The sequence below is a fragment of the Pseudorhodoplanes sp. genome (genome assembly GCF_050250235.1).
In the GTDB taxonomy this organism is placed as follows: domain Bacteria; phylum Pseudomonadota; class Alphaproteobacteria; order Rhizobiales; family Xanthobacteraceae; genus Pseudorhodoplanes.
Window position 1 is genome coordinate 1 of the sequence record NZ_JBFWPA010000112.1, and the last position, 21,299, is coordinate 21,299.

Sequence of the window (21,299 nt, forward strand, 5' to 3'; positions counted from 1 at the left end):
CTCGGTAAGGTCCTCGCATCCGGCGAGCCCGAGGAGGTGCGGACGCATCGGGAGGTGGTCAATGCCTACCTCGGCGCCTGAGCCGGTGTTGCAAGTCGAGGGCCTGTCGGCAGGATATGGCAAGATTGGCGTATTGAAGAGCGTCAATCTCGTTGTTCGGCCTGGCGAGATAGTCGCTCTTCTCGGGCCGAATGGGGCCGGAAAGTCCACGCTCCTCAAATCCATCTCGGGTCTTCTGCCGTGGTCGGGCGCTATGCGGTTCGCCGGGCGTGACATGGCCGGTGCTCAACCGCGCGATTGCGTGGAGGCTGGGCTTGTGCACGTTGTCGAGGGTCATCGTGTCTTTACTCAGTTGACCGTGGAGGACAATGTTTTGTTGGCCGGCTATGGAATGCCGGCTGCACAACGGCGAGTCCAGGTCGAAGAGGCGCTTGATTTTTTTCCCGAGATCAAGGCCAAGCGTCGCGATAAGGCGGCCACCTTGTCGGGCGGGCAACAGCAAATGCTGGCTGTTGCGCAAGGACTGGTCCGCAAACCAAAGCTACTCATGCTGGACGAGCCGTCTGCCGGTCTGTCGCCGGTGCTGGTGGATCGGGTACTCGCGGCCGCATCGCAATTGCGTGCGGCCGGCACGGCGGTGCTCTTGGTTGAACAACTTATCGAGAAATCTCTGGCGGTCGCCGATCGCGCATATGCAATGGTGCGGGGAACGGTGGTGCTTGAAGCCGTAGCCAGCGAGCCGGACCTGCCCGAGAGGCTTGAGCGGATCTACTTTGGGCTCGACAGTCAGTAGCCGTCTGTCGATCTTTGTATTCCGGCGCAGACGACGACGTGCCTTTGCTCCTGCCGGCTAAGGTTAGGTCGTTTCCTGCTTGCGCGCCGATCGCGACCAGCGCTTGGCCTGATGTCGACGGCGCGCTAGCGAGACCTCCCAGTGATTTTTTCAAGTATAGGGCACCGGTTATCCTGAACGTAAACTCCGGGACATTGAAGACGACCATTACAGCCGTCCCAAATGCATTTTTCGCCCTTCGCAGACAAAATACTCAACGCAGCAGACTATTTGTTCACAGATTGAGAAGATAATGCCGGCTCTATCTGCAATAAGCGCGAATGTGGGAGGATGCGTGGTGATCTTAAATGGCAGATCTGGATCTGCGCGCTACGCACTCGGGACGTTGACCGTCTTGTCTGGCCCATGGGCGACGGCGGTCATCGGAGCTTTGATGAATGCTGCTGCGCTCGCATACATGTTCGACGAACCCACTATCTGTTCTTTGCGTCTCGTGATGTCTCTCGGGTAGCGCGTTCTTGCCGGCACAGGTTGCTCCCAGTGTCGATGCTTTCGAACGATGGCGCCTGATCTCGAGATGTTAGCGCGAAGCGTGCTGCGAAGCAGTCTTCGGGCACTCGGGCGCAGACTGGCCGATGCCGCTTCTGGGCGTTACAGAGCAGTCTGCCAATCTGTGGTTCGACTGGACCATCAGGCCGAGACCCAGCAGGCCCAGCATCACCAACGAGAATTGTCGGAAGCGTTGCGTGCTTAGCCTGCGCCGGACGCAACTGCCCGCTTCGACCCCGATAATCGCAGGAAGCGCCCCAAGCGCTGAAAGCACCAGTATGTTCCAATCAACTATGCCGGCGATCAGAAGGGCGCCGCCCAGTGCCAACGACGTAAGCGTAACCGCAAGATTGATGGCCTGGACTTGTTCTGAAGCCGAGAGGCGGAGCGCCATCATATAGGGCATGAGGGGCATAATTTGTGAACCCGTGAAGCCCGTCAGGACACCATTTGCAAATCCGGCGGGCAGCGCCAGTATTCGCTCGCCAATAGGACCGATCGCGAGGCCGGGTCGAGCTATGGCGATGGTGGCATACGTCAATGTCAGAATGCCGAGAAGTTGGACCGCGACCCCATGGTCGGCACCCGCCAGCAGCCCGGTTCCCAATGCAATTCCGGGAATAATGGCGATGTAGAAGCGCCAGAAACGGCGCAGTGCCGCGCCCGTCCCGCCACCGTTCATCATGAGGGAGAAGTTACTGACGATCGCCGGGACAATGACGAGCGCCATGGCCCGTTGCAGACCCACGGAGGCTACCAGAAACGGAAGGGCGCACGTCGAATAGCCGATGCCGGTTGCTCCCTTGAGTGCCCCGGCCAGGAACAATCCTAAAACAGCAATTGTCAGCTCTGTACTGCCCAACCCCACGCTACCCCCACCACTACTCGCGCCACTGCCACCCGAGTAATTTAAGCATCGATTAACCAACGATCCGACGATGATGGTAAAACCCTTAATAAACGATTAACAAGATCATTCTGTGGCCGCTGCTCAAGTCTAAACTATATAGAATATGGCTGCTTGGAACGGCTCTGAGTGGCCGGTCTGCAGTGCTCTTTGTGCCCCGACCCGAGGGTCCGGTCCCAGGCAATCGTCCCTTTGTGGCCAGGCCACCAAGCGCTGTTGCCCAAGTCTTGATGATGCTCAGCCGCACATATTCATCGAATGGCGACGCCGAACGTCGCTGCCCAGCTCAATGGGGCCAAGCCATCGCGAATTTCATCCGGGTTTCAAAAACCCGTCGAAAAGTATTCTGCTTGCAATTTGGCGGAGGGAGGAGGATTTGAACCTCCGATACCCTTGCAGGTATGCCGCGCAAGCGCGGGCGCCTTCAGCCTCTCAGCCACCCCTCCATTTTCCATACTCTATTCGGAAAGGCTTGCGCGAGGCTGGCCTGCGTCCTGCCACATCGGACGGGGCAGGCGATGTGGCCTTCGCCTGCCATCGAACTTCTTTCCGACGCGGACACAAAAGCCCGCTTGATGTCGCCAGCTTCGGCGATAGAACTGATCGAAGATCTCTGATCAATATCGCCTGGGGTGGCAGGTGGCGCTGCGGCTGCTTAACGCCCTCCCCCTCGCCGGCCGGAGCAAGAAATGAGCGTTGAAATGCCAGGCAGAAGCCATTCCACGATCGAGAACTTCCTCCTTTCCAGGGAGGCGCTGCAAGCGCGCCGAAATGCCAAATGGAGCCAATACGAGGCTGACGTAATTCCGGCATACGTGGCCGACATGGACGTCCGCGTTGCACCGGAGGTGCAAGCGGCGATCCGCGCCTCGGTGGATATTGCCGACTACGGCTACCCCATGCGCAATGGTAATAAGGTCGACTATGCGGTAGCCGAAGCTTACTCCCGGCGCATGAGCAGGCTCTACGGTTGGCAGGCCGAGCCAGAACTTGCGGTGCCGCTATCCGATCTGGTTCAGGCGACTTACGCTGCCGTGATGGCGTTCTCGGACGCTGGCGACGGCATCATCGTGCAGGTGCCCAACTATCCTCCTTTCAAGGCCGCGGCACTGGACACCGGCCGCCGGTTCGTTCCACTTCACATGATTGACGACGGCAAAAGGCACGTCTTTGATTTGGGCGAGCTGGAAAGCCGGATGTCGCCCGATGTCAAGGTGTTCGTGTTGTGCAATCCGCAGAATCCCACCGGACGCGTCTTCGAGCGGGATGAGCTCGAGGCAATTCTTGCCTTTGCCGAAAAGCACAATTTGATTGTTCTATCCGATGAAATACATTCTGACTTGGTTCACGATGGCAACCGGCATATTCCCTTCGCAGCGCTCGGGGCCGAGGCTGCTTGCCGGACCGTGACGCTGAATTCTGCAACCAAAAGCTTCAACATTCCCGGCCTGCGCACAGCAGTGATGCATTTCGCCAGTCCAGAACTGATGGACCGTTTCCGCAAACGCTTTCCCAGCCGGATCATGGGTTCGGTCAACGCGTTAGGTGCGGATGCTACGGTTGCGGCCTGGGATCACGGCGACGCTTGGCTTCGCAGCATCGTGACTCACCTGGGAGCCATGCGCGACAGGCTGATCTTGAGGTTGAATAGCGCGATTCCGTCAATTCGATTCTACAGGCCAGAGGCCACTTACCTGGCATGGCTCGATTGCTCTGCTCTGGGAATTGAAGGCACAGCCTTCGACTTCTTTCACCGGCAAGCCCGAGTAGCATTTTCGCCAGGCGAGAACTTCTCTCCCGGCGCGGAGAAGTTCGTGCGTCTGAACTTCGCTACGTCTGAAGTCATTCTGGACGAAATCATCGATCGAATGATTGCTGCGCTGAAATCAAATCAGCGCTAGGCCGAACCGTGTCGTGGCTCAGGCCTTGTTCGCCGGCCTCGGAAATGGAGCACGTTCCGCGCGGGGGGATCTGTGGCAAGGAGATGGAGCACAACTGGCGCGGCGGGCCTCTGCTCAAGCCGTTACTTTTGCTCTGCGTAAGTCGTCCCGGCGCCGGTCCTCTCTCGCCTTTGCACGTTTTCCCGGCGACGATTTCGACGCCTACCGTGAGGCACGTGTGCGCCGCTGAATGGGGCGCGCCATCCGAGGCGGGGGACGCTCATGTTTCGGCGCTGTCCGACGGCTACGACCTTGCCGTGACCAGAGATGGCTGCACTTCCAAGATACCGTCGAGTTCCCCAAGGCATCGTGACGGCGGGCGACGCTTATCTGTAATTCACGAACCGCGAACCAGGGCCTTCATCACAGCCTTCACGATCCCCTCTAAACTCCGATTCCCTTTGTTCGCCTCCTGCATTATGAGCGTGCCCACGCGCCGGCGATCCTCTTCATTGGCGCCTTTACGTCGCGCCGCTTCGCGCGAGGCTATACGGTGGGCCTGCCGCATCGAGTCCAGTGTAGAGGGGCCGAATACGCCTTCATCGTCACGCGTGTGAGAGCGCATAAGACACCTCTGTTTGCCAGACGCTATATCCGAACGCTATTCATTTTCGCGGCGATATTATGACAGGGCGTTCGGTGATAGCTGTTTATCGCAACTCCCGAGAACTCGGTGCGATTTACGCCGGTTGACGGGAAGAAGACGTCGATCAAGGAGACCACGATGCAGAAGTCCTATGCCGGCGCCGATCCCTTCGCCCTGACCCGTTTCGCGCTGTCGCCGGCGCGCACGGCCCTCGTGGTCATCGACATGCAGAACGACTTCCTGCACGCGGACGGCTGGTACGCGAAGCAGGGAATCGATATCTCGCACATGCAGTCCGCGATCGCGCCGACCGCATCTCTGGTGCGCGAGGCACGAGCCCGTGGCGTCCCGGTGATTTGGACCCGGCACGGCTTCCGCGACGCGCGCGATGCAGGGATCTTCGCCCAGCTTCGCCCCTTCTTTGACAAGGGTGGCCTTCGGCAAGGAACTTGGGGCTACGAGATCATGACCGAATGCGGCCCCTCGCCGGCGGACTGGTACGTCGAAAAACAACGACTGTCCGCTTTCTTCGGCACCAACCTGGAAGTCGTTCTGCGGTCGTTGAAGGCTGAGACGGTATTGATGTGCGGCGTGCTGACCAACCAATGCGTTGCGGCGACCTCGAAGGATGCGAATTTTCGCGACTTTGCCCCGATCGTCGTGCGCGACGCCGTAGGGACGACGCTGCCGCATTTGCACGAGCCGGCGCTCGAAATGATGGCTGTCGGTTGGTCGGAAGTGCGTGGGCTGGACGACACGCTGACTGAACTTCGCGCTCTGCCGCTGGTCAATGACAAAACACGCTGAGCCCGCTCTGTGCCGACCTGCCTACAGAGGAAAAAATTAATCTGCCGGGATGTCGGAAGTGAGCAATCAATTCCGTCCTATGAGCCGACGATCAAGCCTTCCAGCCGAATGGACACCAGATGGCCAAGAACACGATTTGCATATGGTTTGACAAAGACGCCGAGGCTGCTGCCCGTTTCTACGCTGAAACGTTTCCGGACAGCTCGGTGCGTGCCGTCCACCGCGCGCCAAGCGACTATCCGTCGGGGAAGGAAGGCGATGTATTGACGGTCGAATTCACGGTTGCTGGCGTCGCTTGCCTTGGGCTCAACGGTGGCCCTGCGTTCAAGCACACCGAAGCCTTCTCATTTCAGATCGCCACCGATGACCAGCGAGAGACCGACCGATACTGGAACGCCATCGTCGGCAACGGTGGTCAGGAGAGCGCATGCGGTTGGTGCAAAGACAGGTGGGGAATATCTTGGCAGATCACGCCCCGCGTGCTCACCGAGGCGCTGGCGCGCGGTGGCGGCGAAGCAAAACGCGCGTTCGAAGCGATGATGCAGATGAGGAAAATTGACGTCGCCGTCATCGAGAAAGCGCGGCGCGGTTGACGTTCCTGCCTGGAAGCCGACATTGCGCTCGTTCCGCCGGGATCCCGCGGCGACCAGGCGAGTGGCCCACCGGGCTGGTCCAAATGACCGAGTGACGAAGGCATCAACGGCAGGGCGATGCCTTCGGCGTTCTCATCGTCTGATGCGCCGGCGAGAATGGGCCGAATGTCAATGCGCCCCTGGTTCGGCGCACTGGCGAGCGAATGCTGCATCAGTCGCGAATGGAATGCGCCGTCATGCAGAGTTCCCTAAGACGTTTGGCGACGTCCTCTACTTGGACATTGAATTGGCGACCGCACTCCTGCCCGTCACGCAACATGACGGCGGCGATCATTGCCATCAGCAATTCCACCAGCGCGGCGCGTCCCGACGCGTCGTCGCCTTGCGCTGAGTATATCTTGTTGACGAGGCGCTCCATTTCCCGCACGGCATCGGAGCCTAGAAGGTCGGTAATTTGGTGGTAGTCCATAGATATGTCCCAATACAATGCGGTAGCCATGTGCGATCAACGATCAGCTTTATCTTGGTCGGTGGGCTGATTAACTCACCGTAGTCGTGGGGCATCCGGGAGTCACTCAAGCCAGCGTTGTGTTTGTGTCGGTTCGATCCCGGACCCGTTGTGCCGGCTTCGCAATGCTGAGTGGACAGTTCGGGTTGCCGTGTTAGAGAGTAGCGTCCTCTCGGAGCCGGGACGTGGAGATGGCCAGCTTGGATCGCTTTCTTATCGGCGACTGTGGCAGGATCTATTCTGCGCAATCGAGCCAACTGCTTCGGCGTTTGGGCCGCGCGGTGGTCGATGGCAGGGTCATTACATTTGCCGTTCGCAATCTCGGATTTGTCGCGTTTTCAATTGATTCGCGTGGCTCTCGCATCTGGCTGTCGCCACGGACGGCGGCTCCGAAGGCGGTGATTGCCATACGCGATGAATTGCGGCGCGAGAGGCCGGTTCGCGTTCTTTTGACCTTGCTTGCAGATGATGGCGAGACGATACGCATTTATCCGGATTGGCAAGAGGCGGCGATAGCCATCGCGCTCGCTGTTTCTGAAGGGACCCTCAGACGCCGTGACGCTTATCTCTCGCAAGAGAGGAGCACTGGCGCGATAGAGAAGTTCCCGGTGTTGATGGAACTCTATAAGCAGTGGTCGGCCGAGCCTCCGGCGCGATTCTTAACTTCGGTTGCTTCTTCGCTCGAAGCAAACGCGGGGCTGCGAATCGTGCTCGCCGATTGCAATCTCGCGAACGGCACGAGCCTTATCGCTCGCATGGGAGGTGCTTTCACCGCGTTCGAAGACAGGTGGCTACGCATTGCGTCCGGACTTCGCGTGCAGGACCAGGCAGATTATTCCTACGGGCTCTGGATTGCCAGCACTTACGCGAGTGTTGCCGCGAGCGGGGCAGTGCGAATTGACGACGTCGATATCGAGGTCAAACGTCCCCACGTCGGGCTGATACGCTCGCGGTATCGGCGCTTGCTTCTACCGATTGCTGCCAGTAGGCCTGATCACGTCACGATCTTGTCCGCCAACATTCTCGATCGCACCATCGACCTGAGACTCTCCCAGGCGCAATAACATTTGATCGAGATCTCGCAGCGTGTCCTGTGTATCCATCCAGACGGCAGCAGCCCGCACCGTGCCATCACGGTGGACTGGCATCCGGTGCATCATCAAGTCCCAATCCACATGACGATATCCGGCGCGTTTCGGGAAGCCGCCTTTGACCACTCCATCTGCCATGATGCAGACAGCAAAGTCGATGTACCAGCGCGATAGCGCATACAATCGGGCAATCCTGGGCATGAGAACTCCCAGACCCTTTCCCCGATAGTCCGGTCGATACCAACCTGCGCCCGAGAAAAGCACCCTACCGTCGATCGAGCGGGTAGGCTCCGCTGTCACGTGGCACCACTCATCGAGACCGCGTGATGCGGCTGGATCGGCATAGAACAACCGCAAATTCTCGGCCTCGGCAAAGAAGTTCGTGTCTGTCCAAGAGAATAACCGAACGGCTTGAGTTGCCACAATGTTGCCGGAAGCATCTCGCCCGAAGATGCAGATGGAATCGTCTTTCGTAAGTTTCGAGAAGGTGGGGTCGAAACTCGGCAACAACGGTCGCCAAGTCTTGCTGTTGGCTCGATTCGCGGACATCAGTTCTTCGAACGAACCGAAACATAGTCTGAGACCCATTTGCATCATGCGCTCTTCTGCGAGCAGGAAAAAGTGCCCGAGCTTCTCGAGCGGACCGTACGTGAGCACGAGGCCCTCGGTGAAGCTGGGCCCGAGTGCGCTATCTGCTTGGGTCAACCGTCCTTGGATGTGCATGCAACAACTCCATGATTCGGATTCCACAGTTGCGTGTTCACCTCAACACTCACTTTGCAGTTGTGCAATCGATGTCGCTATTCGTCAGGGGAAAGCTCGTTTGACTTCCGTGCAGCGGGCCAATAATGCTTGAGATGGATAAGTCGCGGTGAAGAGGTCGAGTATGGTGGCGCCGGTCTTGGGGAAGCGCAGAGTTGCCCACCGGTCGGGCATCGCCTCAAATGACGCGAAACGTACGAGTGAAATTGATGTTCATGTGGGACGGCGGTTGAGGTTGCGCCGCACCATTATGGCGATGAAGCAGGATGAACTCGCCGAGGCGGTGGGCGTCACCTATCAGCAAATCCAGAAGTACGAACGTGGTGATACCCGACTCACGATCGGACGCTTGTTCGACATCGGCCTTGTGCTCGGCGTCCCAATCGAATGGTTTCTCGATGGTCTGCGGGACGGCGCGCCCGTTCATGGTTGCGTCGCTGATGTGCTTGATGATCGTGAGACGGCCGAGCTTGTTCGCGTTTTCTCTCGGGTTGATAATCCGAAGGTCAGGCGGCAGTTCATCGATCTGGCCCGTGTCCTGGCAAGTGTGGGTGACGAAGCGAGCTAATATGCTGCTGATTGAGAATCCCCTAACTGCCGGTTAGGGGAAATGTTTTCGCGCCGAGATTGTATTTCTTGCCTATGCCCCACGACGTTCGGGGCGGATCACGCCAGATCGAACACGTTTTTGATGTTTTAGATTTTGAGTGCCGGACGACTGCAAATTTTCAATTCCGCAGCCGTGAAAATCAAGATGCTCCGGTTTCGAAATCATAGGTCTTCGGGCAGGATAAGCCGATAGCCCAAGTAGCGGCGAGATTCAATCGGATCATATCCCAGGCGCTCACGCAATCTTCGACGCAGTTTGCTTATATGGCTTTCGATCACATTCTCGTCTATGTCGTGATCAAAGAGCCCATAAACGTGGCTAAAGATCTGAGGCTTTGTTACGCGTCGGGATTTGGCGTTGACGAGGTATTCAAGAATGCGGAGCTCCCTTCTGGGAAGCTGAAGCGGCTCTCCGCGGACCAAGGGGTCTCGACCATTTCGAAAAGTGCGAATTTCACCGAAAACGCAATGGTCGTTGCTTGCTCTTGCCCGGCGCGCAATCGCTTCGATGCGCGCGAGAATTTCGCGGGCATGACAAGGCTTCCCGATAACGTCATCGACGCCCTCGGCAAACAGCTCAAGTGTCGATGCGAGAGATTTGTGCTCCTTCATTGCAATGATCGCGGCGGTGCTGCGATTCTTTATGAGTTGAGCAAGGCCCTTGAAATCTTCGCACTCGCTGATGAGAAATGCCTCGACTGCTTCGAATTCCTCATCTGCAGCGGAATAAATCCAACCCTGAAAATCGCTCCAGGAAAAACCGGAGGTCGACACTCCTTCGCGTCCGAACGACACCTTGTACGTGTCGGACACAAGGCTTCTGTCGTCAACAATCACAATCATGGTCTCCCCCGAATCGCCACGTCGTCCCCAATCGTTGGGTACAGCAGTTATTCGGCGTTTTGCACCACTTATTAATAATACAGGAATTTCGTTGCACGGCTGCAACTAATGGCAATGTGGCAACGCCAACCTATAAGGTTTATCGAATGCAACTTTAGATTGTTGTTATTAATCACGCTATTTTAAATGGCAATGATCTTGGTCAGCTTCTCTTGGTTCGATCAGGGGGCAATCGACAACTATTGCCGCGCTGACATTGTTAACGGTCGGCGTCAAAGTTAAGGCACCCCGCTGGGGAGATCGACTTGGTTGCCTGACCCGCACTCAGGTGCGCTCGTCGGTCTGGCGCGAAGGAGTAAGTGGTCGATCCAGCAACACGGTGAAGTTGCCTTTTGATTGTCCGAGGCGTCCCCGGAAGATGGCCTGCTCGCTGGCGACGAGCGAAACGTTGCCGATCAGCTCTTTATCAAACTCGATCAGGGACCCTACTTTCAGCGCTGCAATATCGCTGAGGTGTAAACGTGGTCCGTCAATCTTGGCAACGAGCTCGATAGATGTTCGCTCGACGTTGCGCCTGAATTGCTGGGTCCAGTCCAGATCGACCACGTGCTCCTGATGGGCTTCGGTCGCTGACAGGTGTTCGGCCAGCCTTTCTAGTGCCGCCATCGGGAAGGCTACGATCAGTTGCTCGCCGACATCGACCAGCCTCAGGGTCGCGGCGACATATTCGGATTTCAGCCCACTAAGGACCTCTGAATCGTTGGATTCCACGAGACGTTCCTCCGTCGATCCGGCGCGCTCGGCCTCGCCGAGTGCCGATAGGAGGTCGCAAGAGAGCCCCCGCACGATGCTGATCGCGAGCGACCGCTCTAGCGGTGTCAATGCGCGAGCAGGCGGCCGAGCTCCCATTTTCTTCGGATCTCCGCCATACAACGCGTCAAGCGCCCGGATTAGAAGGCTCCGGTCCAGGCGTACGACGATCCGGGCGTTCCAGTGGGGCACGAACGACAACACAAGAATTGTGCCTGGCAACCGGTGCAGGGCAGATCTCGCGTCCTCTTGCTCGAATGAATCGACCGCCACTGTCGTCTCGAGTGAAGCTACGCGAAGCAAGGTTTCGGCGCACGCGCGGGCGTAGCCGTCGATCATCGGCTGCATGCCTGGTAGTTCTGTCGCTTTTGGTCGGGAGCGTTGAAGCAACCGGACCATGGCCGATTTGGAACGAGCCGTTGCGACGCTCATCTTTCGCTCCTCAACGTAGCAGTATTGCAGTCATTAGACCCGTTGCTCGGCCAGCGGCTCCGCTGATGGCAGAGTTATGATGGATCGCTCGGCGAGCACCAGGGCAAGATCGCCGATTGAGCGCCGGGCGTCGGCGATGGTTTGGGGAGACACTTTGACGACATTCGAAAGTTCTGAGACGACGAGTCTGCGTACTCGTGGCGAAAGTGAGTCGAGTATGACGGAGGCCACACCCGGATCGGCATCGCGCAATGCGAGAACGGTACGTTCTGTTGGCGCCTGTTCGAACAGTGTCGCGCGGTCTTCGGGCGTCAAAGCGACGACGTCTTCAAAGCTGAAGACGAACTTGCGCACTTTCTGCGCATCCTTCGGAAGCTCGGCGCTAAGACGATCAAGAATGGCGCCCGATTGCTGGCGATCGAGCTTGTTGAGCATTGCGCCGAGCATTGCGTGATTGTCGCTGCGGATACCGCTCGCGTCGGAAACCTGGAACAGCTCACTCCCGAGGCGTTCTGTCAGCAGCCTGATCGCCACGTCGCTGATGGGCTTCAACTGAACAAGCCGGGCGCTGATATCGAAGCGCAACTCGTCGTCGAGCTTGGCCAGGATTGCCGCGGACTTTTCCGTGGACAGCTTGGACAGCAGAAATGCGGCAACTTGTGGTTGTTCGGTCGCGATGAAATCCTTGACTTTGTCCTCGCTGACGCTCGCCAGCTTCTTCCAAACCTTACTCGAAGGCTGGCCCGCGATCTCTCCCAGGATCTCGCTCATCTCGTCCTCGGGGACAATGCCTGCGAGCAGCGCGCTGGCCCCGTTCGTCGATCCCTCGACGGTGCTCGCGCTATCAATCTCTTTCGCCAACTCGGCAACCAGGCGCTCGAGAGCTTCCGGACCTATCGGGGGAAGATCCACAGCCGCGCGCGCGAGATCTCGTATGTCGCTATCCTGGAATTGGCGGATGATCCGATCTGCAAGTGGCTTTTGCATGGCCAGGAGCAGTGCAGTTGCCTTGTGCGCGCCGTCTAATTGGCCAATGGATCGCCTATTTCGCGGCTGCGATGTCATTTCGCCGTCTGAGCCTCTAGTGTCTCAATTCCCCGCACGCTCAACTGGCGGTCACCAGCGACGTGTGCTCGACGATTACGAAGTCGCAACCTCATATCCGAATGGGCTTCGTGACTTCCCGTTACGAAAAGCCGGAGACATTGCCGCCTTCGCCGCCGACCATTGGCCAGCGCACTAGACAAGCACTATCCGGTCAAACTGGCGTGAACCTGAAACGACGACGGCCCCGGCTTGTCCGCACCCTCGCATCGGCGATCAAACAGAACGGGTAGCGTATCGCCCTCGCCAGGCGGTCGGTGGCGGGATGCGAGGATCTTGCCCTTGCATCGCGTTTTCATGCTCGGAGCCATGCGATCCGAACTGAGGATTCTGCTCGTGAGCGACCCTCGATCGTCTCCCGTGGTCACCCGATTGGCGCCGTTGAGGGTCGTCCGCCCCAGATGCGAGCGCATTGCTCGCCGCCCCAGGCGTTTGATCCGCTCGCGAAGGACTGGCCACATCAACGGGTCGATCAGCCGACTTGATGATCAGGTCGTCAATCGCGAATCCGGCCTCTTTCAACCGATCTGAAAGGATCGCACGATCTGCCCCCAACGACGCCGCTGTCTGCGACCGCTCGGCCTCGATGGAAATGCTAAGCGCGGCATTTACGCCCTTCAGCGTAACGTGGACCGTTCCAAGTGAGGCCGGTGACAATTCGATACGCAGGAGGCGCATCAAGGAGCCGAATGGGCGTTCCGACGACTGCCATGTTGCCGTCGATGGTGATGTTTGACCGGTGGTGGTGTCATCGTTGCCGGCGTCCAAAATCTTGCTGAGTATCTGAGTCGCCGGATGAGGCGCATTTGTCGAATCATCGGGCATCTGTCCTATGTCAGGTTCGCCTTCTATAGGGCCGATTTGAGCAGTCTCGCTGAGCTTGGTCCCTACCCGTTGCGTTTCCGTCGCAAAAGGAATCGCTTGCACATTGTGGGCCGCAACGGCCGGTGACGCAGCGGCCGCTCCATTTGGCGGGTCACTTTTCGCCAACAATCCCGATCGACCCACTCGTTCTTGCGTAAAGTGCGTTTGCTGTTCGTGGACGGTTACGGCTACTTCCTGCACCGTATTCTTGGCGTCAAAGCGGGGCTCGATCGCTGCCGGCTTGGCGTGGGTTTCGACGATTCCCCTCGAATGCTCGGCCCGTCGGGTGCCGGTCTCATCACGAACCTCGGATGTTCTCGACCCACTCGCAGCAGGACCGAGGGGAATTTGAGTCATCATGATTGCTTCGGAAGCCATCGCTTCGACCTCCACAACCGAATGGCCGCCATCAACAGATTGCGTGCTTCCATCAGACCGTGGTTCGTTCTGAGCGCCATCCGGCTTATCGATCTGGGACGGGAGCGTCATCGCCTTCAATCGATGTAGAAACCTGCCATCCGACCGCAAGAAGCCGTCGTCATTGCGAAAGCCAAGATCGTTCATCGAAGCGGCGTCTTCGGTGGCGCGACGCTCGTGCTGAGTTGACAACAAATCCGTCTTTGATTTCGGCTCGCCTTCGGCTTTATGCAATGAGAGCGCTGAGCTGAATTCCTCCGCAGCCGGCTGTTCGCGTTCGCGGGAGTTCGAGCCTTTGCCCGCGACCACGATTTCGAAAGAAGCAGTAAGTGGAATTGTTTTCATCGATCAGCTTGCTCGACCAGTTTGTCTGCCATTGCAAAGATCGTCTTTCCTCGCGTTAGAACTGCCTCGCGGAGCGGCGTTCCCGAAACGGGCGTCTGAGATGCCGATGGCGCCGTCGGGGCGCGAGATGACGCCGATATCTTATTGGTGTCGATCGCAACGGGCATGTCGGCAGCCTTCGCCGGCGGCGCTCGGATGGCGGTCTCCAGGCTGCGTGCAGCGGAAATGAGTGCCGCGATTTCGCCGCTGGGTGCCGACGCGGTCGCGTCGTCGAGCCGCCGTGCGCCGTCTTTGCGATCGGCTGTCAACACGAGCGCTGCTCCCTCGATTGCGAGCAGCGTCGCCGTCGCTTCCGCATCCGACACGGCGGTCGTATCGGGCGCGGATAGGGCCAGCCGGGACGACTGGATGGCGACTTGGGCCTTTCCGACGCGCAGTCCCGCATCGGCCAACTGGGCGTAATAGGCGCGTCGGCGGCTTGGCGACGTGAGCTCCGCTTTGCTTCTCATCGCTTCGGGCTGGAAGGCGGTGGGATTGCTATTGAGCACCAGCGTCCTTGCTACGCGCGAATCAATGTCGCGGGCGTAAGGCGAACTCGAGAACCTCAAAAGATGGCGCCTATGAGAGCGCTCGACTGCAGCCAGATCCCCGGTCTGGATTGCGAGCGAGATTGAGAGCCGAAGCGCGGCTTCCTCGATATGCGTGCCTGGCGATAGGAGGGCAGCCTCTCGGCAGAGATCAAGCGCCTTTCGAGGAGAGGATTGCGACACGTTCACCGCCTTCACGAGCGCGACATGACCGGCAAGGCTGGGGTCGAGGCGATCATGACGAACTCCGTCGAGCTGAGCGGCAGCTTGCGCTTTGTCGCCTCGAGCATATGCGAGCACGCCACGAGCGAGCTGCAGTTCGCCATCGGGAATTTCTTTCGAAGCAACCAATCGGCTAAGAGCGCTTGGGTCGCCGCCGCTCAATACGTACTTGATGAGCGATCTACGATCTCGAGGGTTCTGCCACGTCGTATCGGGCAAGGGCTTAATCTCGGCAGCGATCGATCGGGCGACGACGAGCTGTTGCGATAGTGCGGATCGGTCGCCGTCGACGACACGCTGTTGAAGTTCGCTCAGGCTGCGAAGTTTGGCTACGAGGGCAAGATTTCCGGCCAATTTCACGGGCGGGCTGCTTGCCGCGATCACCATGTCCGTATTTGTGGTATCTTCCGTCGCATAAACAACCGCTATGAACGTCAGACACGCAGTCACGCCAAAAAGTAGTCCTCCGACGATATAATTCTTGGTGCCGTTCATGGCGTTGCCGGACGCAGAAGAATGTCAATGCGTCGATTGACTGCCGCCTCAGGTTTCGCCGGGTCCATAGGCTTTCGATCTGCGTGCGCTTCGATACGTTCGAATCGGGCATCGTCGACGCGAGACTGGATCAACATGGAATAAACCGATTCCGCGCGAGCCATCGCCAGTCGCCAATTGTTGTTGCCTGTCGGGCCAGCAAAGGGTCTTGAATCCGTGTGACCTCTGATGATCAAGTGGCCACTCTTCTCGTTGACAATGGGTGTAATTGCGCCAACGAGTTTCACAAGCTCATCGCTGGGCTTGGCCGAGCCGATGGCAAACATGCCGAAGGTGCTTGTATCCGTCAGGCTGAGTACGATCGCGTCGCCTTCCGTCGTCACCTGCAAGCCAGGGCCGCTTGCGAGTCCAAGACCCTTTATTGCTGCTTCGACATCGCGGTGTATGCGTTCGGCTTTCGATTCGAGGAGTTTGTCCGGCTTTGTCCGCTGCATATCACCCTTTGTGGGTGACGCAACGCTCGGGGCGGTCTCAACCGTCCGAGCATCTGGCAAATTCTGCATAAGTTGGCGTGCGCTCGCCAGAGGATTGAATGGGTCCCGGAAAGCATCTCCGGTCGCACTTGCGCCGTCCAACTGTGACTGCGACGGCCTAATTTCATTGTGAAGCGCGGTCGCTGGGCTTGACTTGTCAGTTGCAGCACTGCCGGCGCCGCTAGCGGGGGCACCGTTCGACTTCTCCGTATCCGACTTTTGAGTCGAACCTTTTCGTTCGGGTTTGGCTTTCGGACCGTGTGCGGCGTTGGCTTTCTCGTCGATGTCGCGGAGCCCCTTCGCACGATCGACCTGGTCCGTGAGCTTGACGGGATTGAAATAGCTAGCGATGCTCGACTTCGTTTCCGTGTTGGACGCATTAATGAGCCACATAACAAGGAAGAAAGCCATCATGGCAGTCATGAAATCTGCATAAGCAATCTTCCACACACCGCCATGATGATGATCATCTTCCGCGCCGCCGCGGCGGCGAATTATTACGATTTCATCAGCCCGTTCATCTTCCCCTGACATCACTCAACCGCCATTGTAATTCTCTCGATCCAATTCATGAGGCGCGCCTCGATGATGGTGTCGTTCGCGGTAACTCTGAGCTCAGCCGCATCGTCTACGACGCATCTAAAGCGTGGCGTCTCCTGCAGATCGCCTCGTGTGCTAATGTCGTGAAGACGGCGGCTAACGCGATCAATCAGCTCTTGGGATCCTCGAATTTCAACGGTCATCGCATCGTGTTCATCGAGCAACCGGCCGAGGCTGGCGGCAAGCTCGCGGATAGATGCATCCGTGAGGACATGGCGCATCACGGGAAGCAGCGCAGACGCGAGTTGGTCTGAAAGCGAATCGTGCAATTCGGAAATTTGGCGACGCAGATCCGACGTGAGCCGTTCCGCCAGTGCATCGCAAAATTGCGCGCTAGAGCGCTCCAGGCGCTCGTCATAGTCGGAACGAAGCGTTGCCATTTCTGCCAGCAGATGCGCTTCCGTAGCAGACTGCCCCTCTTCAAATCCCCGGGAATAGGCTTCGTCAACGCGCGCCCTCGCCGCTTTGTCGACTTCCGCTAGCTCCGTGCGGGGCCGAAGCGTATGGACGACCTGATCCTGCGCGCCATCGATCGCAAATTCTTCGAGAAACTTATGAACAGGGAATCCCATTAACTTTGCCTCGCTTCAGACATCCAGTTTTTGAGCACCTTTGCGACCCTCGCGTCGTCGGCAGACACGAGTGCTTCGAGGCGAGCGCGTACATCTGCATCGCGTGCTTGCGCAAGCGACGGAATCGGTTCGGCCATGCTTTCGTTTGGAAGAGCGTCTGTCGCCAGATGCTGTGTGATGCCCTTGGGAGAGTCTGTCCCGATACTAATCGCAGCGGGTCCGTCTGCCGCTATCTGCGACTGAAGCTCTTGTTGCACTGACTGAGTGGTTTGCCCGATGACAGTCATGATCGGTCTTATGCCGAAGGCCAGAATAATCGCCACAACAGCCAGAATCGCGACGGAGTTGATCATGGTACCGAGGTTCATCAGTACGTAGTCGTACAGGGACGCCGCCGGGATCGGCACGAGTGCTGCGTCAGGGCTGAACTCAGCAGCGGAAACTTCGATGCTGTCGTCCTGATTGGCGCCGGTTGCGGCCATAATCAGTTTCTTGAGTTCGGCAAGTCTGCTAGCTGTCGCCGCTTGGTCCGCGTCTGATCCGTTGTTTCCGAGTAGTTCCTTGCGGTTGACGACGACGGCGATGGCGATCCGCCGGACCCGATATCCTTCTCGTACGGTTTGAACCGTTTTCGAGTTGAGTTCGTAGTTGATCAATTCCTCGCGGCGGTCCTCCCGCTGCCGGCGTTTGTCACCGTCGCTTTGTGCCGTTTCCTCGCGCGGCACGTTCGCCTCGACGCCAGATGCTGCTTTCGATGCGGCGTCCTCGCTCGAGCCCGATTGCTTGACTACCCGGATCGAACGCTCGACGCGTGACTTCGGATCGAAGAGCGTCTCGTTGGTTTGCTTGCGATCCACGTCCAAGCGGACAGTGGCGCTGATCTGGAAGTTTCCCGAACCAATAATCGACGCGAGCGTTCGCCCGGCCCACTGCTCGAGCTCTGCCGCCATCGAGCGCTCCAACTCGTTCAGCTTGACGGTCGCCACGCTCTTATCGTCACCGCCGCTTGCAATCAGGCGCCCGTCAGTACTGGCCACGCTGACCTGCTCAATTTTCATTCCCGGAACCGCCGCGGCGACAAGATGCCGTACAACCTGTCCGGCTCTCGCCTGCCACTGCGCATCCAGCCGTAAGAGAACAGATGCGGATGGTTCGCGGCGTTCGCGCCTGAACGAGCCCGTATCAGGCAATACAAGATGGACGCGGGCCGCCATGACGCCGTCGAGCGCCTGAATTGTCCGAGCAATTTCTCCTTCGAGCGCCCTTACTCGTGTCACCTCTTGCATAAAGGATGTGAGGCCCATCGAACCGAGTTGGTCGAAGACCTCATATCCGGCTCGAGAGCTCGTTGGTAATCCTTTCTGGGCGAGCAGCGTTCGCGCGCGAACCGCCTGGCCAAATGGAACGAGAACAGTACTACGCTGCTCATTCACATCGAAGGGTACGCCGGCTTCGGCGAGCGATTCGGCAATTCTGGCAACATCTTGAGAAGACAAGCCTGTGTAAATCGGCTGCATAACGGGGCGCGACAGGTAGGTAGCCGCCAATCCGACACACGCCATAACGACGCCGCCGACCACTCCGAGCACGGCGAGTCGCCGCGCGCCGAGTTTCAGTAGGCCTGCGCCAATGTGCTCAAAACGCTGCTTGCTGATCATCTGGACCGAGGTGCTGGTTCTGCATCCGTCACCATCGTGCCTGAAGCTTGCGCCGGGTTTGCCAAACGGCCTTACCGCTCGATGACCTGATATTTCGTCTTCTTGCGATACATGAAAGTCACATGCGGGTGTCCGAGAGCCTGTCTACGGGCGCTGCAGGATGTTGGCACGGGGCGTAGGATAACAAGCTTTGCCCAGTCACACGAAAGCTTCGCGCAATGCAGCTCTGTGATGCTCTGCTCTTCAGCGGCCCGATCTGGGTGCCACAGGAGACGAGTTCGTGCAGGTGCAGGTTTCGCAACAGAAAGGCGCGCTGCCGGCCGGCTTGTCGCTGAGCACGGATATAGGCTTCGCAATTGGTATCGTCTTTATCCTGGCGGTGCTGCTGCTGCCAGTTCCCGCGGCCTTGATCGACTTGGGGCTCGCTATGTCGATTGCGAGTTGTGTGCTCGTACTGATGGTAGCGCTTTGGATTGAGCGTCCACTCGACTTCTCGGCATTTCCAACTGTTCTTCTCATTGTCACACTGCTGCGCCTTGCCCTCAACATCGCTACCACCCGCCTGATTTTGACCGAAGGCGCAACGGGGCACACTGCTGCCGGCTACGTGATCTCGGGCTTCTCAAGCCTCGTCATGGGCGGTGACTTCGTCATCGGCGTCGTTCTATTTCTTATTTTGCTCATCGTGAATTTCATTGTTATTACAAAGGGCGCGTCGCGCATTGCTGAGGTTGGAGCCCGTTTTGCGCTGGATGCGATTCCCGGCAAGCAGATGGCCATCGATGCAGACCTTTCGTCCGGGTTGATCGACGAAAGGGAGGCCCAACGGCGGCGCGGCGAGCTCGAAGAAGAAAGCTCTTTCTTCGGCGCCATGGACGGTGCTTCAAAGTTTGTTCGTGGCGACGCTATAGCTGGGCTTCTCATTACTGCGATTAATGTTTTCGGCGGAATTCTCATCGCAACTTTCCGCCACGGGATGCCACTCGCGGACGCTGTCGATGCCTTTACAAGACTTTCCGTCGGTGACGGTCTCGTGTCGCAAGTTCCCGCGCTGATCATCTCGCTTGCTGCTGGTCTGGTCGTGGCAAAGGGCGGGACCAGAGGGTCGGTTGAGACCGCGGTGCTGGGTCAGCTTGGCAATCATCCGAAGGCGCTTGTCGTAACGGGTGGTATGATGGCCGTTTTGGCCCTGGTGCCTGGACTGCCATTCCTTCCCTTTGCGATATTTTCGGTAGCGGCCATTCTCGCTGGCCAGCTTATACCTAGACGATGGGCGCAACAAAAAGTGGCGGCGGATGCCGCGGCGCAGCAGGACAGCCTGAACGAGCAGGAGCAGGCTCGGCATTCGATCAAGGGCGAACTGAAAGTCAGTGATGTTGAGGTGGTCTTCGGTCAGCAGCTTTCGACGCTCTTTCTGCGACGACACGACGAGATGGCACAGCGGGTTGGGAAGCTGAGACGCAAGTTTGCGCGTCAGTACGGTTTTATCGTACCCGAAATTCAACTTTCCGACGATTTTACTCTTTCACCACGTGGCTACGAGATTCGCGTGCATGGGGCGACGATCGCGAGCCACGAGCTGCCAATCGGCGACGTTCTCGTTATTGTCGGTGACGGTCCTCGCCCGTCGATCCCGGGTGTGGAAACTAGGGAGCCTGCCTTCGGGCTTCGGGCGTTGTGGATACCCGAAACTTATAGCAAGGAGTTGAAGCGAGATGGGTTCACTCCGGTCGATACGCTTACAATTCTATTGACCCACCTGAGTGAGGCGATCCGCAATAATCTTGCGTCCCTGTTCTCGTACCGGGATATGCACTCCATATTGGATAACCTACCATCCGAATATAAGCGACTGCTCGAGGAGATCCGCCCGGCGCACATTTCGAACTCTGGCATACAGGCGGTTCTCAAGAACCTGTTGTCTGAACGTGTTTCCATCCGAAATCTCAAGCAGATTCTCGAGGCGGTGGCGGAGATCGCCCCAAACTCACGCCGCTCGGAGCAGATCACCGAGTACGTGCGACAGCGTATTAGTCGACAGATCTGCGGTGATCTCATGAAGGATGGAGTTTTGTCCGTCGTGCGCCTAGGAGCGCGTTGGGATCTGGCGTTCCATGAGAGCTTGCGTCGCGATCAGCGCGGTGAGGTGATCGATTTCGATATCGATCCACATCTCATCGAGGAATTCAGCCGCGAGGCGACTCGGGTCATTCAGTCTTTCAATGATCGGGGCGAGACCATTGCCGTCGTAACCTCGGTTGAGGCTCGACCCTTCGTTAGAATGGTCATCGAGAGACTGTTCCCGACGCTCCCAGTATTGTCGCACGCTGAACTCGCGCGCGGCATACAGATCAAGCAGTTGGCCAGCATCGGATGATGCTCGATGAGGCTCGACCAGCTAAGTCTTGAGGCTTTCCTCGTGTTTTGCCGGGTTGGGGCGTGCTTCATGATCGTGCCGACATTGTCGTCGGCGAGAGTGCCAGCTCGCGTCCGCCTCTATCTGGCGCTTGTGATCGCCCTCGTTATTGCTCCGCTCATAGGCCCGCTTGAGCTTGGCGCGAAAGATACAACGCTCTTTCGGATGGTCATCAGCGAATGCCTGACCGGCTTCATCTTTGGCGTGGCAGCACGATTTCTCGTTGAAGCTCTGGCATTTTTTGGAGCCGCGATCT

General features: G+C 58.1%; 21 protein-coding genes and 1 tRNA gene. 10 read left to right on the forward strand and 12 right to left on the reverse strand.

Going from position 1 to position 21,299, the window contains the following annotated elements; genetic code table 11:
• Positions 1-36: 36 nt before the first annotated feature.
• Together AB7F49_RS30220 and AB7F49_RS30225 are read left to right on the forward strand one after the other, a co-directional pair.
• The gene (locus tag AB7F49_RS30220; RefSeq protein WP_428529416.1) at positions 37-81 is read left to right on the forward strand and encodes a hypothetical protein; all 45 of its coding nucleotides are present in this window, start codon (positions 37-39) and stop codon (positions 79-81) included.
• Complete coding sequence (locus tag AB7F49_RS30225) at positions 62-793, forward strand: ABC transporter ATP-binding protein (protein ID WP_428529377.1); 732 nt, start codon at positions 62-64, stop codon at positions 791-793. Before AB7F49_RS30220 ends, AB7F49_RS30225 begins: the two co-directional genes overlap by 20 nt.
• A 580-nt stretch (positions 794-1,373) precedes the next feature.
• Here the strand turns inward: AB7F49_RS30225 and AB7F49_RS30230 are convergent.
• Both AB7F49_RS30230 and AB7F49_RS30235 read right to left on the reverse strand, forming a co-directional pair.
• On the reverse strand, positions 1,374-2,204 hold the full coding sequence (locus AB7F49_RS30230; protein ID WP_428529379.1) for a sulfite exporter TauE/SafE family protein: 831 nt from the start codon (positions 2,202-2,204) through the stop codon (positions 1,374-1,376).
• 403 nt (positions 2,205-2,607) lie between these two features.
• A tRNA-OTHER gene (locus AB7F49_RS30235) sits at positions 2,608-2,695 on the reverse strand.
• Positions 2,696-2,938: 243 nt separating this feature from the next.
• On the opposite strand from AB7F49_RS30235, the gene AB7F49_RS30240 reads away from it, so the two are divergent.
• The 3 genes from AB7F49_RS30240 to AB7F49_RS30250 all read left to right on the forward strand — a co-directional run bounded on the left by AB7F49_RS30240 (position 2,939) and on the right by AB7F49_RS30250 (position 6,175).
• Positions 2,939-4,150, forward strand: coding sequence for a MalY/PatB family protein (locus tag AB7F49_RS30240; RefSeq protein WP_428529381.1), 1,212 nt, complete (start codon positions 2,939-2,941; stop codon positions 4,148-4,150).
• A 712-nt stretch (positions 4,151-4,862) separates the two neighbouring features.
• On the forward strand, positions 4,863-5,582 hold the full coding sequence (locus AB7F49_RS30245; protein WP_428529383.1) for a cysteine hydrolase family protein: 720 nt from the start codon (positions 4,863-4,865) through the stop codon (positions 5,580-5,582).
• 119 nt (positions 5,583-5,701) lie between these two features.
• Positions 5,702-6,175 carry a VOC family protein gene (locus AB7F49_RS30250; RefSeq protein ID WP_428529385.1) on the forward strand — a complete coding sequence of 158 codons (474 nt, stop codon included), beginning with the start codon at positions 5,702-5,704 and terminating at the stop codon, positions 6,173-6,175.
• Positions 6,176-6,386: 211 nt separating this feature from the next.
• Here AB7F49_RS30250 and AB7F49_RS30255 read toward each other — a convergent pair whose 3' ends face one another.
• Positions 6,387-6,644 (reverse strand): hypothetical protein, encoded by a 258-nt coding sequence (locus AB7F49_RS30255; RefSeq protein WP_428529387.1) that lies wholly within the window; start codon positions 6,642-6,644, stop codon positions 6,387-6,389.
• 230 nt (positions 6,645-6,874) lie between these two features.
• Here AB7F49_RS30255 and AB7F49_RS30260 point away from each other — a divergent pair, with 230 nt between their 5' ends.
• The gene (locus AB7F49_RS30260; RefSeq protein ID WP_428529389.1) at positions 6,875-7,747 is read left to right on the forward strand and encodes a hypothetical protein; all 873 of its coding nucleotides are present in this window, start codon (positions 6,875-6,877) and stop codon (positions 7,745-7,747) included.
• On the opposite strand, the gene AB7F49_RS30265 is transcribed toward AB7F49_RS30260, so the two are convergent.
• Positions 7,652-8,497 (reverse strand): hypothetical protein, encoded by an 846-nt coding sequence (locus tag AB7F49_RS30265; protein ID WP_428529391.1) that lies wholly within the window; start codon positions 8,495-8,497, stop codon positions 7,652-7,654. The two genes, AB7F49_RS30260 and AB7F49_RS30265, sit on opposite strands and share 96 nt — an antisense overlap.
• Positions 8,498-8,660: 163 nt before the next feature.
• Here AB7F49_RS30265 and AB7F49_RS30270 point away from each other — a divergent pair, with 163 nt between their 5' ends.
• Positions 8,661-9,104, forward strand: coding sequence for a helix-turn-helix domain-containing protein (locus tag AB7F49_RS30270; protein ID WP_428529393.1), 444 nt, complete (start codon positions 8,661-8,663; stop codon positions 9,102-9,104).
• 203 nt (positions 9,105-9,307) lie between these two features.
• On the opposite strand, the gene AB7F49_RS30275 is transcribed toward AB7F49_RS30270, so the two are convergent.
• The 5 genes from AB7F49_RS30275 to AB7F49_RS30295 all read right to left on the reverse strand — a co-directional run bounded on the left by AB7F49_RS30275 (position 9,308) and on the right by AB7F49_RS30295 (position 14,469).
• Positions 9,308-9,988 (reverse strand): response regulator transcription factor, encoded by a 681-nt coding sequence (locus tag AB7F49_RS30275; protein WP_428529395.1) that lies wholly within the window; start codon positions 9,986-9,988, stop codon positions 9,308-9,310.
• Positions 9,989-10,312: 324 nt separating this feature from the next.
• On the reverse strand, positions 10,313-11,230 hold the full coding sequence (locus tag AB7F49_RS30280) for a FliM/FliN family flagellar motor switch protein (protein ID WP_428529397.1): 918 nt from the start codon (positions 11,228-11,230) through the stop codon (positions 10,313-10,315).
• Between the two features lie 33 nt (positions 11,231-11,263).
• A complete protein-coding gene (locus AB7F49_RS30285) occupies positions 11,264-12,295 on the reverse strand; it encodes a FliG C-terminal domain-containing protein (protein WP_428529399.1) in 1,032 nt (343 codons plus the stop codon).
• Positions 12,296-12,550: 255 nt separating this feature from the next.
• On the reverse strand, positions 12,551-13,960 hold the full coding sequence (locus AB7F49_RS30290; RefSeq protein WP_428529400.1) for a flagellar hook-length control protein FliK: 1,410 nt from the start codon (positions 13,958-13,960) through the stop codon (positions 12,551-12,553).
• Positions 13,957-14,469, reverse strand: coding sequence for a hypothetical protein (locus AB7F49_RS30295; RefSeq protein ID WP_428529402.1), 513 nt, complete (start codon positions 14,467-14,469; stop codon positions 13,957-13,959). Before AB7F49_RS30295 ends, AB7F49_RS30290 begins: the two co-directional genes overlap by 4 nt.
• 285 nt (positions 14,470-14,754) lie before the next feature.
• Here AB7F49_RS30295 and AB7F49_RS30300 point away from each other — a divergent pair, with 285 nt between their 5' ends.
• Positions 14,755-15,039 (forward strand): hypothetical protein, encoded by a 285-nt coding sequence (locus tag AB7F49_RS30300; protein ID WP_428529404.1) that lies wholly within the window; start codon positions 14,755-14,757, stop codon positions 15,037-15,039.
• A gap of 221 nt (positions 15,040-15,260) precedes the next feature.
• Here AB7F49_RS30300 and AB7F49_RS30305 read toward each other — a convergent pair whose 3' ends face one another.
• Genes AB7F49_RS30305 through fliF form a run of 3 tightly spaced genes read right to left on the reverse strand, consistent with a single transcriptional unit; the run spans position 15,261 to position 18,627 of the window.
• Positions 15,261-16,331 (reverse strand): flagellar motor protein MotB, encoded by a 1,071-nt coding sequence (locus AB7F49_RS30305; protein WP_428529406.1) that lies wholly within the window; start codon positions 16,329-16,331, stop codon positions 15,261-15,263.
• Positions 16,331-16,969: a hypothetical protein gene (locus AB7F49_RS30310; protein WP_428529408.1), complete on the reverse strand. Its 639-nt coding sequence runs from the start codon at positions 16,967-16,969 to the stop codon at positions 16,331-16,333. Before AB7F49_RS30310 ends, AB7F49_RS30305 begins: the two co-directional genes overlap by 1 nt.
• Positions 16,969-18,627 carry a flagellar basal-body MS-ring/collar protein FliF gene (fliF, locus tag AB7F49_RS30315; RefSeq protein WP_428529410.1) on the reverse strand — a complete coding sequence of 553 codons (1,659 nt, stop codon included), beginning with the start codon at positions 18,625-18,627 and terminating at the stop codon, positions 16,969-16,971. The genes AB7F49_RS30310 and fliF overlap by 1 nt, the downstream gene beginning before the upstream one ends.
• A 280-nt stretch (positions 18,628-18,907) precedes the next feature.
• Here fliF and flhA point away from each other — a divergent pair, with 280 nt between their 5' ends.
• Together flhA and AB7F49_RS30325 are read left to right on the forward strand one after the other, a co-directional pair.
• Positions 18,908-21,004, forward strand: a complete 2,097-nt coding sequence (flhA, locus tag AB7F49_RS30320; RefSeq protein WP_428529412.1) for a flagellar biosynthesis protein FlhA — start codon at positions 18,908-18,910, stop codon at positions 21,002-21,004.
• A 6-nt stretch (positions 21,005-21,010) separates the two neighbouring features.
• Positions 21,011-21,299 (forward strand): flagellar biosynthetic protein FliR (locus AB7F49_RS30325; RefSeq protein WP_428529414.1); only part of this gene is annotated, 289 nt, incomplete at its 3' end.